A 14,812-nucleotide genomic window follows, 5' to 3' on the forward strand; every position below is an offset into this window, starting at 1 on the left:
CTATACCCAACCTCGCTCCCGCGCGAGACGCACCGCCGAGTGCCGGTTCTCCACCCCGAGCTTGGAGACGGCCGACGACAGATAGTTCCGTACGGTCCCCTGCGACAGCGCGGCCCGCTCGGCGATCTCCGCGACGGGCGCCCCGTCGCCGGCCAGTTCCAGCACCTCCGCCTCGCGCGCGGTCAGCGGCGAGTCCCCGGAGGAGATCGCGTCGGCGGCCAACTCCGGGTCGACGTAACGGTTTCCGGCATGGACGGTACGGATGATCTCCGCGAGCCGTTGCGCGCTGACGGTCTTCGGGACGAACCCGCGCACACCCGCCGCAAGCGCCCGCTTCAGATGCCCCGGCCGCCCGTGACTGGTCACGATCAGCACCCGGCACGCGGGCAGTTCGGTCCGCAGCGATGTGGCCACCCTCACACCGTCCGCCCCGGGCATCTGGAGATCCAGTACCGCCACGTCGGGTTCGTGGGCCCTGGCCATCGCCAGCGCCTCGGGCCCGCTGGCCGCCTCCGCCACCACGAGCAGGTCCTCCTCGAGCCCGAGCAGCGCGGCGAGCGCCCCCCGGATGAGGTGCTCGTCGTCGGCGAGCAGCAGCCGGATGGGGCGTACGGGCGTCATGGGGCGACCTCTTCGTTCACTGTGCGCGGGGCGGGAGACGGGGAAGAGGACGGCGGTGGTGGTGGTGGCGTGGACGGCGGCCCTGACGCGGACGACGAGGAGGTGGGCGCCGCCGGCAGCGGAACCTCGGCCACCACCCGGAACAGGTCACCGTCGACCGGACCCGCCTCCAGCGTCCCGTCCACCGCCGACAACCGCTCCCGCAGCCCGGCGAGGCCGGACCCCTTGCTGGTGGGCGTACTCGGCACCGTGTCCTTCTCCACCCCGTCGTTCTCCACGGTCAGGACCACGCGGGTCCCCTTCACCCGCAGGGAGACCCGGCAGTGCCCGGCGTCCCCGTGCCGCAGCACGTTCGTGGTCGCCTCCCGTACGACCCAGCCGAGCGCCGACTGGACCGCAGAGGGCAGTTCCGACGCGGACCCGGTCACCGTGCACTCGACTCCGGCGGCGGTCAGCACGCCCTGCGCGCCCAGGAGTTCGACGCCGAGGTCGACCTCGCGGTAGCCGCGTACGACCTCGCGGACCTCCTTCTGCGACTCGCGGGCGATCCGCTGCACCTCGATCATCTGCTCCACGGCCTCGGGCCGTTCGCGCCGGGCGAGCTGGACGGCCAGCTCGCTCTTCAGGGCGATCACCGCGAGGTTGCGGCCCATCACGTCGTGCAGGTCCCGCCCGAAGCGCAGCCGCTCCTCGGCGACGGCGAGACGGGTACGGGTCTCGCGGGCCGCGTCGAGTTCGAGCACGGCTTTCAGCAGCCACACCGAGAAGAGGGAGGCGAGGCAGATGAACCCGCCGATCAGCAGTACCCCGGCCATCGTGGCCAGTGCGCTGTAGGTGGGCATCCCGACCAGGAACGCCGCGGCCCCGGTACCCGCGGTGAAGCCGCCCAGAAGTGCCAGGACGTGCTGTCGGGACAGCCCGAGCGTCATGAGGCCGAGTCCGTAGGGCACCACCACGATGAAGAACACGCCCATGGTGCTGTCGATCTCGTCGCCGCCCGGCCCGTGCACGGTGAGTGCGAGTGCCCCGATCCCGAGCAGCGCGGTGAGGACGGCGAGCGCCGCTATCAGCCGCACGGGCTGCTCACGGCGGCCGCACGTCCAGTCGAGCGCCCGTGACGAGGTCACCAACCCCAGCAGGGCGTGCCCGCACAGCGGCAGGAACATCCAGAGGGCGAGTGGCATCCCCACCTCTCCGAAGACCGGCAGCCCGACCACGCTCACCTCGACCAGCGCGAAGCTGTAGAAGGACCACCGGGTGTACGTCTCGACCTTCGCCGGCGTGGTCTTCCCGTGCCACCAGGCCCCCGGCCCGCGCATACCCGCTCCCGCCTCGTCGCCGTTCAGTGCCGTGGCTCCCACCGGAACCACCGCTGTACAGCAAACACCGAGAGTACGAGCCAGGCCACCGCGGTGGCGATGGCGCCCAGGGCCTCGTACCCGCCGAGGTCTCCGGTCCAGCCACCGCGTATGAGCGTGATCACCGGGGAGAGCGGCAGCAGTTCGCAGACGGCCGCGATCCGGTCGGGCATGAGCTCGAACGGTATGAAGGTGCCGGAGCCCATCATGGACACGAGCAGCAACGGCATCGCCGCGACCTGGGCGCCCTCCAGGCTCCTGCTGAAGCTCGCGACGACGGCCGCGATGGCGGGCCACATGACGAGTCCCAGCAGCAGGCCGAGGACGGCGAGGTGCGGTGCCTCGGGCGCTCCCACGTCCAGGAGTGCCGCGCACGCGATCGTCAGGACCACGCACTGCACGAGCCCGATCAGGACCGACGGCAGCGCGGCTCCGGCCAGGATCTCCACGTCCCGCAGCTCCCCGGTGCGCAGCCGCTTGAGCACCAGCTCCTCACGCCGGGCGGCGTAGACGCTCACCAGCGCGCTGTAGACGGCGAAGAGCAGGGAGAAGCCGATGGCGGAAGGCAGGATGACCGAGCCGACCGACAGCCCGGCCTCCTTCAGGTCCATGTCCTCGACCGCCGTGCGAAGGCTGAGCGGCATGATCAGCGGCACGAACAGGGCCGCGAAGAACGTGGCCTTGCTGCGTCCGAGCAGCGTCAGTTCGGCCCGTGCGAGAGCCGTCATCCGCCGGGCGGCGGTCGCGGTCGTACCGGCCTGTGCGGCCTTGGTCACAGTCTCCGCGCTCATGCCACGTGCTCCTTCTCCGCTGTCATCTCCGACGTCTGCGACGCCTCACGGGCTATCCGCAGGAACGCCTCCTCCAGCGACCCCGACCGGATGTCGAGCCCCCGCAGCTCGACCCCTGCCCGCTGTGCCCACACGAGGAGCTCGGTGGCGGCCCGCTGCAGTTCGAGCGTATGCAGCCGGAGCATCCGGCCCTCCAGCTCGTGGCCGGTGATCCCGAGCGAGGCGAGCGGCGGCAGATCGCCGGGGAAGTAGCCGGCGGGCAGCTCGAAGGAGATCCGGGACGGCTGGGAGGCGGTCACCTCGGCCGGGGTACCGGTGACGGCGATGCGCCCGGCGTGCAGGATCGCGAGCCGGTCGGCGAGCTCTTCCGCCTCTTCCAGGTAGTGCGTGGTCAGCACCACGGTGGTGCCGTTCTCGCGCAGTTCGCGCACCAACTCCCAGGTCTCCTGGCGCCCTTCGGCGTCGAGTCCGGTCGTCGGCTCGTCCAGGAAGAGCACCTCGGGCCGCCCGAGAATCGCGCACGCCAGGTCCAGTCGCCGCTTCTCGCCCCCGGACAGCTGCTTCACGCGTACGCCGGCCCGCCGCGACAGGCCGACCAGCGCCAGCGCCTCGCGCTCGGGCCGGGCCCCGCTCGTGCAGCCCGCCCACATCCGTACGGTCTCCCCGACGGTCAGCTCGGACGAGAAGCCGCCCTCCTGGAGCATGACGCCGATGTGCGGGCGCACCTTGGCGCGTTCGGTGTACGGATCGTGTCCGAGGACGCGCACCTGGCCGCCGGACGGCGGTGCGAGCCCTTCGAGCAGTTCGACGGTGGAGGTCTTGCCCGCGCCGTTGGTCCCGAGGAGCGCGAACAGCTCCCCGCGGCCGACGGAGAAGGACACCCCCCGGACCGCCTCGAACTCTCCCCCGTACACACGTCGTAGATCCGTGACCTCAATCACGTGCTCGTTCGTGTTCATGAGACCAGCCTCCCCGCCGCGGACGGGCGGGAGCAGTGCGCGCTGTCACCGCTGCACATGACAAATGTCAGACGGTTCCGGTCATACGGACGGCCTCGGTCTTGGGGAGCACAGGCAGGCATACGAGAAAGGCCCCGATCGTGATGACCGGGGCCTTACTTGCTGGAGCGGACGACCAGGTTCGAACTGGCGACCTCAACCTTGGCAAGGTTGCGCTCTACCAACTGAGCTACGTCCGCATTTGCCTCCGACCGGCTCTCACCGATCGGCGCAGGCACCAGCCTACCTGATCGAAAACGCTGACCAGACCGGCAGTGCAGAGCGGGTGACAGGAATTGCACACTGCGCCTTCCCCCTGGAAGGGGGATGTTCTACTACTGAACTACACCCGCGTGACTCCGGGGCCGGGCCTTTCGGCCTTGCCCCTCGGCGTGCTCCAGACTCTAGCTGATCAGCAGGGGTACTACGCAAGTCGGCTGCTCCCAGGGCCGGATGGCGACGCCGGCCGGCCCACGGAAGCCACGCCTCCCCCCGGGGTCACTGCGCCGCAGTGAACGCCTCATAGACCCGCTTGGGGATCCGCCCCCGAGCCGGCACCTCCATCTTGTGCGACTGGGCCCATGCCCGAACGGCCGCCGGATCGGGTGCCACGGCCGTCTGCCGGTACGCCTTGCCGGACCGGGACCGCTTGCGCCCGGCCTCCAGGTACGGCTCCAACGCCTTACGCAGTTTCTTGGCATTGGCTTGATTCAGGTCGATCTCGTACGACTTGCCGTCCAGACCGAACGCGATCGTTTCCGCCGCTTCCGAGCCGTCGATGTCGTCGAAGAGAGTGACTACGACACGCTGCGCCACGAATATCGGTCCCTTCGTGCGGCACCTCTCCAGCGACACGTGATGACGTGCGGAGATGCCGACTGTCCGGCTGTTTTTATGGGCGATTGGGCAAAGTATCGGTTATTGCCAATTCCTTTGTACAGTGCCCGGCAATCCAATGTGAAGCTCGACTAAATCTCTTGGCGTGTCTCAAGGCAATAGGGGACCGGGTCCTGATCCGGATCTTTCCCAGGATTTTTCGTGAAGGTAGCCCCTTCATCCCCGGTCGATAGCGTCTCGATGCGGAATCGTGATGGCCATCACGTAGATTCCTACGAATCTACCCGCGTAGAAATTTTGTACGGGTAGTCTGAACGAACCTGCTCAGCACCACACACCGGGAGTGCCAGTGGCACGCGTCGTAGTCGACGTCATGCTCAAGCCGGAGATCCTCGACCCCCAGGGCCAGGCGGTGCAGCGTGCACTGCCGCGTCTCGGTTTCGAAGGCATCGCCGACGTACGTCAGGGAAAGCGATTCGAACTGGAAGTGGACGGACCGGTGGACGAAGCCGCCCTCGCCCGCATCCATGAACTCGCCGAATCCTTCCTCGCCAACACCGTGATCGAGGACTTCACCGTCAAGGTCGAGGAAGTCGCGGAGGCAGGAAAGTGACCGCTCGTATTGGCGTCGTCACTTTCCCGGGAAGCCTCGACGACCGGGACACCCAGCGCGCGATCAAGCTCGCCGGTGCCGAACCCGTCGCTCTCTGGCACAAGGACAAGGACCTCAAGCAGGTCGACGCCGTGGTGCTGCCCGGCGGTTTCTCGTACGGCGACTATCTGCGCGCGGGAGCCATCTCGCGCTTCTCGCCGGTGATGGAGACCGTGATTGAGCAGGCGAAGTCGGGAATGCCGGTGCTCGGCATCTGCAACGGCTTCCAGATCCTCACCGAGGCCCATCTCCTCCCGGGCGGGATGCTCGGCAACGACCATCTGCACTTCATCTGCCGTGACCAGAAGTTGCGGGTGGAGAACGCGGAGACGTCCTGGACCGCCGACTACGAGTCCGGCCAGGAGATCCACATCCCGCTGAAGAACATGGACGGGCGGTACGTCGCCGACGAGCACACGCTCGACATGCTGGAGGCGGAGGGCCGGGTCGCGTTCCGGTACGTCGACTTCAACCCGAACGGCTCGCTCCGGGACATCGCCGGCATCACGAACGAGGCCGGCAACGTCGTGGGCCTCATGCCGCACCCCGAGCACGCCGTCGAGCCCCTCATCGGGTCCGGCCGCACCGACGGCCTCCCCTTCTTCACCTCGATCCTCAAGAAGCTGGTCAACGCATGAGCCGGACGCCTCTGGACACGGTCGAGCACGCGGCCGAGACCCCCGACGTCGAGCTGCCCTGGGCCGAACTGGGCCTGAAGAAGGACGAGTACGAGCGGGTCGTCGAGATCCTCGGCCGCCGGCCCACCGGTGCCGAGCTCGCCATGTACTCCGTCATGTGGTCCGAGCACTGCTCGTACAAGTCATCCAAGGTGCACCTGCGCCAGTTCGGCGAGAAGGCCCCGCAGTCGGACGCCCTCCTCGTAGGCATCGGCGAGAACGCCGGTGTCGTCGACGTCGGCCAGGGCTACGCGGTCACCTTCAAGGTCGAGTCGCACAACCACCCGTCGTACGTCGAGCCCTACCAGGGCGCGGCCACCGGCGTCGGCGGCATCGTGCGCGACATCATCGCGATGGGCGCCCGCCCGGTCGCCGTCGTGGACCCCCTCCGTTTCGGCGCGGCGGACCACCCGGACACCAAGCGCGTACTCCCCGGTGTCGTCGCCGGCATCGGCGGCTACGGCAACTGCCTGGGCCTGCCGAACATCGGCGGCGAGGTCGTCTTCGACGCCTGCTACCAGGGCAACCCTCTGGTCAACGCCGGTGCCATCGGCGTCATGCGGCACGAGGACATCCACCTCGCGAAGGCGTCCGGTTCGGGCAACAAGGTCATCCTGTACGGGGCCCGCACGGGCGGTGACGGCATCGGCGGCGCGTCGATCCTCGCCTCCGAGACCTTCGACGACGCCAAGCCGTCGAAGCGTCCCGCCGTCCAGGTCGGCGACCCCTTCCAGGAGAAGCTCCTCATCGAGTGCACCCTGGAGGCCTTCGCCGAGAAGCTGGTCGTCGGCATCCAGGACCTCGGCGCGGCCGGACTGTCCTGCGCCACCAGCGAGTTGGCGTCCAACGGCTCCGGCGGCATGCGCGTCACCCTGGACGACGTACCGCTGCGCGACTCCACGCTCTCGCCCGAGGAAATCCTCATGAGCGAGTCGCAGGAGCGCATGTGCGCGGTCGTCGAGCCGGAGAAGGTGGACCGGTTCCTGGAGATCTGCGACAAGTGGGACGTCATCGCCACGGTGATCGGTGAGGTCACCGACGGCGACCGCCTGGAGATCTTCTGGCACGGCGGCAAGATCGTCGACGTCGACCCGCGCACGGTCGCGCACGACGGCCCGGTCTACGAGCGTCCGTACGCCCGCCCGGAGTGGCAGGACGCCCTTCAGGCGGACGACGCCAACAAGCTGGCCAGGCCCGCCACTTCGGAGGAGCTGAGGGACCAGGTCCTCCAGCTGGTCTCCTCCCCGAACCAGGCCTCCAAGTCCTGGATCACCTCCCAGTACGACCATTTCGTGCAGGGCAACACCGTGCTGGCGCAGCCCGAGGACTCGGGCATGATCCGCATCGACGAGGAGTCCGGCCTCGGCGTCGCGATCGCCACGGACGGCAACGGCCGCTACACCAAGCTGGACCCGTACCACGGCGCCCAGTTGGCCCTGGCCGAGGCGTACCGGAACGTGGCGACCACGGGCGCGAAGCCGCTCGCGGTGTCGGACTGCCTGAACTTCGGTTCGCCCGAGGACCCGGCGGTGATGTGGCAGTTCGCGGAGGCCATCCGCGGACTGGCCGACGCCTGCCAGCAGTTGGGCACCCCGGTGACCGGCGGCAACGTCTCGCTCTACAACCAGACGGGCGAGGTGGCGATCCACCCGACGCCGGTCGTGGCCGTGCTCGGTGTCATCGACGATGTCGCCCGCCGCACGCCGGTCGCCTTCAAGGAGGAGGGGCAGCTGCTCTACCTCCTCGGTGACACCCGCGAGGAGTTCGGCGGTTCGGCCTGGTCGCAGGTCGTCCACGACCACCTCGGCGGACTGCCCCCGCAGGTCGACCTGGAGCGCGAACGCCTCCTCGCCGAGATCCTGATCTCCGCCTCCCGCGACGGCATGATCGACGCCGCGCACGACCTGTCCGACGGCGGTCTGATCCAGGCCGTGGTCGAGTCGGCGCTGCTCGGCGGCAAGGGCGCGCGTCTCGTCGTACCGGACGGGCTCGACGCGTTCACGTTCCTCTTCTCCGAGTCCGCGGGCCGCGCGATCGTCGCGATCCCGCGCTCCGAGGAGCTCCGCTTCAACGACATGTGCGGGGCGCGCGGTCTGCCCGTCACCCGCATCGGTGTCGTGGACGGCGACGAGGTCGAGGTCCAGGGCGAGTTCACCCTCCCCCTGACCGAACTGCGCACGGCCCACGAGGGAACGATCCCGGCGCTGCTCGCGTAGACGCTCCGCTGGGGGCGGGGGCGGGGGATTCGGCTGCGGGTCCGTCGTGGCTGGTCGCGCAGTTCCCCGCGCCCCTGTCGGGCGCTGTTGTTGACGTATGCCGAAGGCCTCGTCCGGAATCCGGGCGGGGCCTTCGGCATGCCCGCGGGCCAGTGCTCCCCTCCCTTGACCGCATATACGTAATTACGTAATCTCGTCTCATGGATCTGGAGCAGCGCGTCGCGGAGCTGGAGCGGCGTCTCGACGCCCTGGAGAGCAGTGAGCCCGCTCCGCGGGCGGGCGACGGCGACTTCTGGGCCCTCGAAGGGCTCAAGGCGCAGCTGGCCGATGTCGAGGGCGGCGGTGTGCTGTTCACGGGTTCGGTGCGGCTGCCGACCGAGGAGCGGTACGAGTGGCAGTACGGCATGACCACCGACCAGCTGCTCGACGCCGACTGGAGCGAGATGGCCGAGGTGTTCGCCGCGCTCGGGCACCCCATGCGGCTGCGGCTGCTGCGCGAGATCGTCGGCGGCCGGCGCACGGCCACCGAACTGGCCGGGCTCGACGACGTGGGAACGAGCGGCCAGATCTACCACCACCTGCGGCAGTTGACGGCCGCGGGCTGGCTCAGGCAGGCCGGGCGGGGCCGTTACGAGATCCCGGGGAGCCGCGTCGTACCGCTCCTCGTGGCCCTCACCACGGCTCAACCGGTCTGAGACCTCGACGACTTCCGGTTTCCTGCTTCGGGATCCGGTCCACTGGGGGAACCATGTCCAACCGCAAGACCGCGATGATTCTGTTCCGGATACTTCAACTGGCCTTCCTGGCCATGGTCCTGGCCGAGCTCCTCGTCCCCGGCTACCCGATCGCCTGGGCGTGGGCGTTCCTGCCGCTGCTGCTGTCCGTCGTCATCGGGCTGGCCGTGAGCCGCAGCGGACCCGGGCCCGAGTCTGCGGACCGCCCGCCGGTCGAGGTGGATCCGCCGGTCAGGGGCCGTTGGTCCGCGATGAACAGCCCGGCCACGAAGGTGCCGAGCCACGGCACGCACGCGTACGGGCAGACGTACGCGATCGATATCGTCGCCGAGCCCGCCGAGCCCGCCGAGCCCGCCGAGCCCGCCGAGCCTTCCGCATCCGAGAACAGCCGTCCCGCCTTCGCCAAGCTCTGGCCGGTTGTCCGCCGCAGCCGCGCCTTTCCCGCCTACGACGAGCCGCTGTTCGCCGTGGCCGACGCCACAGTCGTGCACGCGAGCGACTGGATGCGCGACCACCTCAGCCGCAACTCCTTGCCCGCGCTCGCCTACTTGATGCTGATCGAAGGCGCGGTCCGGGAAATCAGCGGTGCGCGCTGGATCGTCGGCAACCACGTCGTCCTCGACCTCGGCGACGGGGTGTACGCGATGTACGCCCACGTGAGGCGGGGCTCGCTCAAGATCAAGCCGGGCGACCGCGTACGCGCGGGCCAGCAGATCGCCCGCTGCGGCAACTCCGGCAACTCCACCGAGCCCCACGTGCACTTCCAGCTGATGGACGGCCCGGACCTGGACGCGGCAAGTGGCATCCCGTTCAGCTGGCGGGACGTCGGAGTCCCAGCCAACAACGAAACGTTCACAGCAGCGCCCCAAAGGGGCGCGGGGAACGGCGCGACCAGCACCGACCGACCCGCACACGAAGTCCCCCCTCCCAGCGGAGCGCACAGCGCATAGGCTCGCCGCCATGCCCCCGGCCAAGAAGCGCACCCGCACCTACGACCCGGCGAAGACCCGCGCGGCGGTGCTCGCCCAGTTCGGGAACGTACGGGAGGCGGTGCGCGGCCTGACCCCCGAGCAGCTGGCCGGGCCGACGCGGCTCGGCGACTGGACCGTACGGGAGCTGGCCGCGCACGTCACGATGGCCGCCGAGACGGTCAGTCGGAACCTGGACCGGGAGGAACCGGCGAAGGCGGAACTGACCCTGCTGGAGTGGCCGTTCGCGACCGGCGCCAGGGCGGACGACATCGCCGAGGGCACCCGCGAGCTGGCCCGGGCGAACCCGGACCTCGACGCGCTCTATGCCCACACGGAGCAGCGCCTCGTCGAGCACCTGGCGGCGGCCCCCGGCGCTCGCCTGCTCGCCGCCCGCACGGGCTCCATGACCCTCGCCGACTACCTCGTCACCCGCACGGTGGAGCTGGTCGTCCACACCGACGACCTCAACGCGGCCGTCCCCGGCCTCGACGTCCCGTACGACCGCCAGGCCCTCGCCGCCTGCACCCGCCTCCTCGCCGACGCGCTCGCCGCGAAGGCGCCCGGGGCCTCCACCGAGGTGCGCGTACCGCCGTACGCGGTCGTGCAGTGCGTGGAGGGTCCGCGCCACACCCGCGGCACTCCGCCGAACGTCGTCGAGACCGATCCGCTGACGTGGATCCGGCTCGCGACCGGGCGCCTGGAGTGGAAGGCGGCCCTCGACGGGGCGAAGGCCAGTGCGAGCGGGGAACGCGCCGACCTGGGCGGACTGCTTCCCCTTATGCGCTGACGCCGGCACCGGGGTCAGCGGCCGGGCGTTGCGCGGCCGTTATCCGGTGAGGGAACCAAGCACCCCACCCGCCCCGTCAAAGCGGCATGCACACGCAGCGTCTCAACCTCAGCGCCCTCAGCCCGCGGGTCGGCCTCAGCGCCCTGGCCGTCACCGGACTCCTCGCCACCGCCGCCTGCGGAACGGAGAGCGGCAGCGACGATTCCGGTTCCGGTTCCGTCGGCACCCGCCAGGCCACCGGGATCACCGGCAAGCAGTGGAACGTCGAGAGTGTGACGGCCGACGGCAAGACGCGGGACGCCCCGGCCGGCGCCCACATCGAGTTCGGCAAGGACGGCAAGGTGGGCGGCAACTACGGCTGCAACTCCTTCGGGGCCACCGCGAAGATCAAGGGCGACACCATCACGATCGGCGACGACGCCATCAAGACCAAGAAGGCCTGCACGGCCGAGGGGGCGATGGACTTCGAGTCGCAGCTCGGCGGCGCGATCTCCGGCAGCACCGCCAAGGTCGTGGTCGACGACGACAAGCTGACGCTCACCACCGAGGACGGGTACACCGTGAAACTCACCGCCGACAAGCCGGCCGAGCTCCACGGCACCAAGTGGAACGTCACCGCGATGACGAAGGGTGCGACGAAGGGCGAATCGGGCGTGGCCCTGGCCTCCGAGGCCGAGGGCAAGGTCCACCTGACCTTCGACGAGGACGGCACCGTCCGCGGTCAGCTCGGCTGCAACAAGGTGACCGCGAAGGCGACGGTCGGCGACGGCACTATCACTCTGGGCGCGGCGGGCACCACCCGGAAGATGTGCTCCGCCTCACTCATGGACACCGAGAAGACCCTCCTGAAGCTCTTCGGCGGCACCGTGAAATACCAGCTGAAGGGCAGCACGCTCACGCTGACCAGCGAAAACGGCCCGGGCGTCGAAGCGGTCGCCGCCAAGTGATCCATTAGGGCCGCTGGATCCCCAATTCGGACCAGTGGTCGATCTCGCCTACACTCGGTGGCGTGCCACGTGGTGACGGTCGACTCAGTCATGATCTGCTCCCCGGCGAGAAAGGACCCCAGGACGCTTGCGGCGTCTTCGGAGTCTGGGCTCCCGGTGAAGAGGTCGCCAAGCTCACTTACTTCGGGCTCTACGCCCTCCAGCATCGAGGCCAGGAATCCGCGGGAATCGCGGTCAGCAACGGCTCCCAGATCCTTGTCTTCAAGGACATGGGGCTCGTCTCCCAGGTCTTCGACGAGGCGTCCCTCGGTTCGCTCCTAGGTCATATCGCGGTCGGTCACGCCCGCTACTCGACCACCGGCGCGTCCACCTGGGAGAACGCCCAGCCCACCTTCCGTGCCACCGCGCACGGCTCCATCGCGCTCGGCCACAACGGCAACCTGGTCAACACGGCCGAGCTCGCCGAGATGGTCGCCGACCTGCCCAAGCAGGAGGGCCGCACCCCGCGTGTGGCGGCGACCAACGACACGGACCTGCTCACGGCCCTGCTGGCCGCCCAGGTCGACGAAGACGGCAAGCCGCTGACCATCGAAGAGGCCTCAGGAAAGGTCCTCCCGCAGGTCAAGGGCGCCTTCTCGCTCGTCTTCATGGACGAGCACACGCTGTACGCGGCCCGTGACCCGCAGGGCATCCGCCCGCTGGTCCTCGGCCGTCTGGAGCGCGGCTGGGTCGTCGCCTCCGAGTCCGCCGCCCTGGACATCTGCGGCGCCGCCTACGTCCGCGAGATCGAGCCGGGCGAGTTCGTCGCCATCGACGAGAACGGCCTGCGGACGTCCCGATTCGCGGAAGCGAAGCCCAAGGGCTGTGTCTTCGAGTACGTGTATCTGGCCCGTCCGGACACGGACATCGCCGGCCGGAACGTGTATCTCTCCCGTGTCGAGATGGGCCGCCGCCTCGCCAAGGAAGCCCCCGCAGAGGCCGATCTGGTCATAGCGACACCGGAGTCGGGCACGCCCGCCGCGATCGGTTACGCGGAGGCGTCCGGCATCCCGTTCGGTGCCGGTCTGGTGAAGAACGCGTACGTGGGACGTACCTTCATCCAGCCTTCACAGACCATCCGCCAGCTGGGCATCCGTCTGAAGCTGAATCCGCTCAAGGAAGTCATCAAGGGCAAGCGCCTGGTCGTCGTCGACGACTCGATCGTGCGCGGCAACACACAGCGCGCGCTGGTCCGGATGCTCCGCGAGGCGGGCGCGGCGGAGGTCCACATCCGGATCTCCTCGCCGCCCGTGAAGTGGCCCTGCTTCTTCGGCATAGATTTCGCCACCCGCGCCGAGCTGATCGCCAACGGCATGACGATCGAGGAGATCGGCACCTCGCTGGGCGCCGACTCCCTCTCGTACATCTCCATCGACGGCATGATCGAGGCCACCACCATCGACAAGCCGAACCTCTGCCGTGCCTGTTTCGACGGCGAGTACCCGATGGCGCTCCCGGACCCCGAGCTGCTCGGCAAGCAGCTCCTGGAGACCGAGCTGGCCGCCGGGCCCGCCGCCACGGCCGCGGCCGACGCGATCCGTCGCCCGTAGACAGCCCGTAATACCTGCTCACCTGCAGTACGACACGAAAGTTCTCACCGTCATGTCTGAGACAACTGGTGCCAGCTACGCAGCGGCGGGCGTCGACATCGAAGCGGGCGACCGCGCCGTCGAACTCATGAAGGAGTGGGTGAAGAAGACGCAGCGCCCCGAGGTCCTCGGCGGCCTCGGCGGCTTCGCCGGCCTCTTCGACGCCTCCGCCCTCAAGCGGTACGAGCGCCCGCTGCTCGCCTCCGCCACGGACGGCGTCGGCACGAAGGTCGACCTCGCCCGGCAGCTCGGCGTGTACGACACCATCGGCCACGACCTGGTCGCGATGGTCATGGACGACATCGTGGTGTGCGGCGCCGAGCCGCTCTTCATGACCGACTACATCTGCGTCGGCAAGGTCCACCCGGAGCGCGTGGCGGCCATCGTGAAGGGCATCGCCGAGGGCTGTGTCCTGGCGGGCTGCGCCCTGGTGGGCGGCGAGACGGCCGAGCACCCCGGTCTCCTCGGCCCGGACGACTTCGACGTCGCGGGCGCCGGTACGGGCGTTGTGGAGGCCGACCGGCTGCTCGGCGCGGATCGCATCCGTACGGGTGACGCCGTGATCGCCATGGCCGCCTCAGGCCTTCACTCGAACGGGTACTCACTCGTCCGGCACGTCCTCTTCGACCGCGCGAAGCTGAAGCTCGACCAGCACGTCGCCGAGTTCGGCCGCACGCTCGGCGAGGAGCTCCTGGAGCCCACCAAGATCTACTCGCTGGACTGCCTGGCGCTGACCCGCACGACCGACGTACACGCCTTCTCACACGTCACGGGCGGCGGTCTCGCGGCCAACCTGGCCCGGGTGATCCCGGACGGCCTCCACGCGATCGTGGACCGCGCCACCTGGACCCCGGCGCCCGTCTTCGACCTCGTGGGCACCACCGGCCAGGTGGACCGCCTGGAGCTGGAGAAGACCCTCAACATGGGCGTCGGCATGATCGCGATCGTCCCCGAGGAGTCCACGGATGTGGCCCTCGCCACACTGGCCGACCGAGGCGTCGAAGCCTGGGTGGCAGGCGAGATCACCGACCGGGGCGACCACGAGACGGGCGCGGCCCTGATCAACGACTACGCCAACTGATCAACACGCCTGAGCTGGGGCGCCCCTTTCAGGGGCGCGGGGAACTGCGCAATCAGCCACAACGAACCCGCAGGTTCACAGTCGGCCAGCAGTTCCGCGAACCGCACCCTTCCTGCGCACCCCGCGGAGCGGACACGCGCAAAACCCGGTCCGGCGAATCCTGCACCCGGACCGGGTAAAGCGCAGCTAGAAAGACAAGCTCAGCTGGAGCGTCAAGCGCCGCGGCGTTGAGACGTGGGACCGGACTCGTCGTCCTCGTCCTCGTCATCGTTGTAGAGATCCGCGTACTGGGCGTACGGGTCGTCTTCCTCGTCGTCGTCCTCGAACGGCTCGCCATTCGGCGGCTGTTGCGAAGTCGAAGCGCCCAGCTCATTGGCCAGACGCGAGAGGTCAGTCCCGCCGCTGCTGTACTTCAGCTGGCGGGCGACCTTCGTCTGCTTGGCCTTTGCCCGGCCGCGCCCCATGGCTCGACCCCCTCGGATACGGGGCTCGACGGCCCCAGAGTCTTGACACG

General features: G+C 69.2%; 15 protein-coding genes and 2 tRNA genes. 9 read left to right on the forward strand and 8 right to left on the reverse strand.

What is annotated here, in order from left to right:
• The 7 genes from ACN20J_RS26390 to ACN20J_RS26420 all read right to left on the reverse strand — a co-directional run bounded on the left by ACN20J_RS26390 (nucleotide 1) and on the right by ACN20J_RS26420 (nucleotide 4,584).
• Nucleotides 1-621 (reverse strand): response regulator transcription factor, encoded by a 621-nt coding sequence (locus ACN20J_RS26390; protein ID WP_189841641.1) that lies wholly within the window; start codon nucleotides 619-621, stop codon nucleotides 1-3.
• Nucleotides 618-1,940, reverse strand: coding sequence for a sensor histidine kinase (locus ACN20J_RS26395; protein ID WP_419668958.1), 1,323 nt, complete (start codon nucleotides 1,938-1,940; stop codon nucleotides 618-620). Before ACN20J_RS26395 ends, ACN20J_RS26390 begins: the two co-directional genes overlap by 4 nt.
• Before the next feature lie 23 nt (nucleotides 1,941-1,963).
• Nucleotides 1,964-2,770, reverse strand: a complete 807-nt coding sequence (locus tag ACN20J_RS26400; RefSeq protein WP_190230884.1) for an ABC transporter permease — start codon at nucleotides 2,768-2,770, stop codon at nucleotides 1,964-1,966.
• Nucleotides 2,767-3,729 (reverse strand): ABC transporter ATP-binding protein, encoded by a 963-nt coding sequence (locus ACN20J_RS26405; RefSeq protein ID WP_419666942.1) that lies wholly within the window; start codon nucleotides 3,727-3,729, stop codon nucleotides 2,767-2,769. Before ACN20J_RS26405 ends, ACN20J_RS26400 begins: the two co-directional genes overlap by 4 nt.
• A gap of 163 nt (nucleotides 3,730-3,892) precedes the next feature.
• Nucleotides 3,893-3,968: transfer RNA gene (locus tag ACN20J_RS26410), tRNA-Gly, on the reverse strand.
• Nucleotides 3,969-4,049: 81 nt separating this feature from the next.
• A tRNA-Gly gene (locus tag ACN20J_RS26415) sits at nucleotides 4,050-4,121 on the reverse strand.
• Nucleotides 4,122-4,266: 145 nt separating this feature from the next.
• Nucleotides 4,267-4,584, reverse strand: a complete 318-nt coding sequence (locus ACN20J_RS26420; protein ID WP_189841644.1) for a histone-like nucleoid-structuring protein Lsr2 — start codon at nucleotides 4,582-4,584, stop codon at nucleotides 4,267-4,269.
• Between the two features lie 370 nt (nucleotides 4,585-4,954).
• Between ACN20J_RS26420 and purS the strand changes: the two genes are divergently transcribed.
• From purS to purM, 9 genes are all read left to right on the forward strand, one after another.
• A complete protein-coding gene (gene purS, locus ACN20J_RS26425) occupies nucleotides 4,955-5,218 on the forward strand; it encodes a phosphoribosylformylglycinamidine synthase subunit PurS (RefSeq protein ID WP_055613836.1) in 264 nt (87 codons plus the stop codon).
• Nucleotides 5,215-5,895 carry a phosphoribosylformylglycinamidine synthase subunit PurQ gene (gene purQ / locus ACN20J_RS26430; protein WP_055613835.1) on the forward strand — a complete coding sequence of 227 codons (681 nt, stop codon included), beginning with the start codon at nucleotides 5,215-5,217 and terminating at the stop codon, nucleotides 5,893-5,895. Before purS ends, purQ begins: the two co-directional genes overlap by 4 nt.
• Nucleotides 5,892-8,150, forward strand: a complete 2,259-nt coding sequence (gene purL, locus ACN20J_RS26435; RefSeq protein ID WP_419666943.1) for a phosphoribosylformylglycinamidine synthase subunit PurL — start codon at nucleotides 5,892-5,894, stop codon at nucleotides 8,148-8,150. The genes purQ and purL overlap by 4 nt, the downstream gene beginning before the upstream one ends.
• Nucleotides 8,151-8,350: 200 nt before the next feature.
• Complete coding sequence (locus ACN20J_RS26440; RefSeq protein ID WP_189841646.1) at nucleotides 8,351-8,845, forward strand: ArsR/SmtB family transcription factor; 495 nt, start codon at nucleotides 8,351-8,353, stop codon at nucleotides 8,843-8,845.
• A 53-nt stretch (nucleotides 8,846-8,898) separates the two neighbouring features.
• Nucleotides 8,899-9,834, forward strand: coding sequence for a M23 family metallopeptidase (locus ACN20J_RS26445; RefSeq protein ID WP_419666944.1), 936 nt, complete (start codon nucleotides 8,899-8,901; stop codon nucleotides 9,832-9,834).
• A gap of 10 nt (nucleotides 9,835-9,844) precedes the next feature.
• Nucleotides 9,845-10,642: a sterol carrier family protein gene (locus ACN20J_RS26450; protein WP_419666945.1), complete on the forward strand. Its 798-nt coding sequence runs from the start codon at nucleotides 9,845-9,847 to the stop codon at nucleotides 10,640-10,642.
• An 86-nt stretch (nucleotides 10,643-10,728) separates the two neighbouring features.
• Nucleotides 10,729-11,589 (forward strand): META domain-containing protein, encoded by an 861-nt coding sequence (locus ACN20J_RS26455; protein WP_189841649.1) that lies wholly within the window; start codon nucleotides 10,729-10,731, stop codon nucleotides 11,587-11,589.
• Nucleotides 11,590-11,651: 62 nt separating this feature from the next.
• Entirely contained in the window at nucleotides 11,652-13,178 is a 1,527-nt protein-coding gene (gene purF, locus ACN20J_RS26460) for an amidophosphoribosyltransferase (protein WP_055613829.1), read from the forward strand.
• A 52-nt stretch (nucleotides 13,179-13,230) separates the two neighbouring features.
• The gene (gene purM, locus ACN20J_RS26465) at nucleotides 13,231-14,298 is read left to right on the forward strand and encodes a phosphoribosylformylglycinamidine cyclo-ligase (protein WP_189841650.1); all 1,068 of its coding nucleotides are present in this window, start codon (nucleotides 13,231-13,233) and stop codon (nucleotides 14,296-14,298) included.
• Between the two features lie 212 nt (nucleotides 14,299-14,510).
• Here purM and ACN20J_RS26470 read toward each other — a convergent pair whose 3' ends face one another.
• Complete coding sequence (locus tag ACN20J_RS26470) at nucleotides 14,511-14,762, reverse strand: DUF3073 domain-containing protein (protein ID WP_055613827.1); 252 nt, start codon at nucleotides 14,760-14,762, stop codon at nucleotides 14,511-14,513.
• Between the last annotated feature and the right edge of the window lie 50 nt (nucleotides 14,763-14,812).

Source organism: Streptomyces sp. 2-1, assembly GCF_048564895.1.
GTDB classification, from domain to species: domain Bacteria; phylum Actinomycetota; class Actinomycetes; order Streptomycetales; family Streptomycetaceae; genus Streptomyces; species Streptomyces phaeochromogenes.

Excerpts from the sequence above, each read along its gene's own strand:
- ACN20J_RS26390 (WP_189841641.1), bottom strand. The coding sequence starts at position 621 with ATGACGCCCGTACGCCCCATCCGGCTGCTGCTCGCCGACGACGAGCAC.
- ACN20J_RS26450 (WP_419666945.1), top strand. The coding sequence starts at position 9,845 with ATGCCCCCGGCCAAGAAGCGCACCCGCACCTACGACCCGGCGAAGACC.
- ACN20J_RS26395 (WP_419668958.1), bottom strand. The coding sequence starts at position 1,940 with ATGCGCGGGCCGGGGGCCTGGTGGCACGGGAAGACCACGCCGGCGAAG.
- ACN20J_RS26440 (WP_189841646.1), top strand. The coding sequence starts at position 8,351 with ATGGATCTGGAGCAGCGCGTCGCGGAGCTGGAGCGGCGTCTCGACGCC.
- ACN20J_RS26455 (WP_189841649.1), top strand. The coding sequence starts at position 10,729 with ATGCACACGCAGCGTCTCAACCTCAGCGCCCTCAGCCCGCGGGTCGGC.
- ACN20J_RS26470 (WP_055613827.1), bottom strand. The coding sequence starts at position 14,762 with ATGGGGCGCGGCCGGGCAAAGGCCAAGCAGACGAAGGTCGCCCGCCAG.
- purL (WP_419666943.1), top strand. The coding sequence starts at position 5,892 with ATGAGCCGGACGCCTCTGGACACGGTCGAGCACGCGGCCGAGACCCCC.
- ACN20J_RS26400 (WP_190230884.1), bottom strand. The coding sequence starts at position 2,770 with ATGAGCGCGGAGACTGTGACCAAGGCCGCACAGGCCGGTACGACCGCG.
- ACN20J_RS26445 (WP_419666944.1), top strand. The coding sequence starts at position 8,899 with ATGTCCAACCGCAAGACCGCGATGATTCTGTTCCGGATACTTCAACTG.
- purM (WP_189841650.1), top strand. The coding sequence starts at position 13,231 with ATGTCTGAGACAACTGGTGCCAGCTACGCAGCGGCGGGCGTCGACATC.
- ACN20J_RS26405 (WP_419666942.1), bottom strand. The coding sequence starts at position 3,729 with ATGAACACGAACGAGCACGTGATTGAGGTCACGGATCTACGACGTGTG.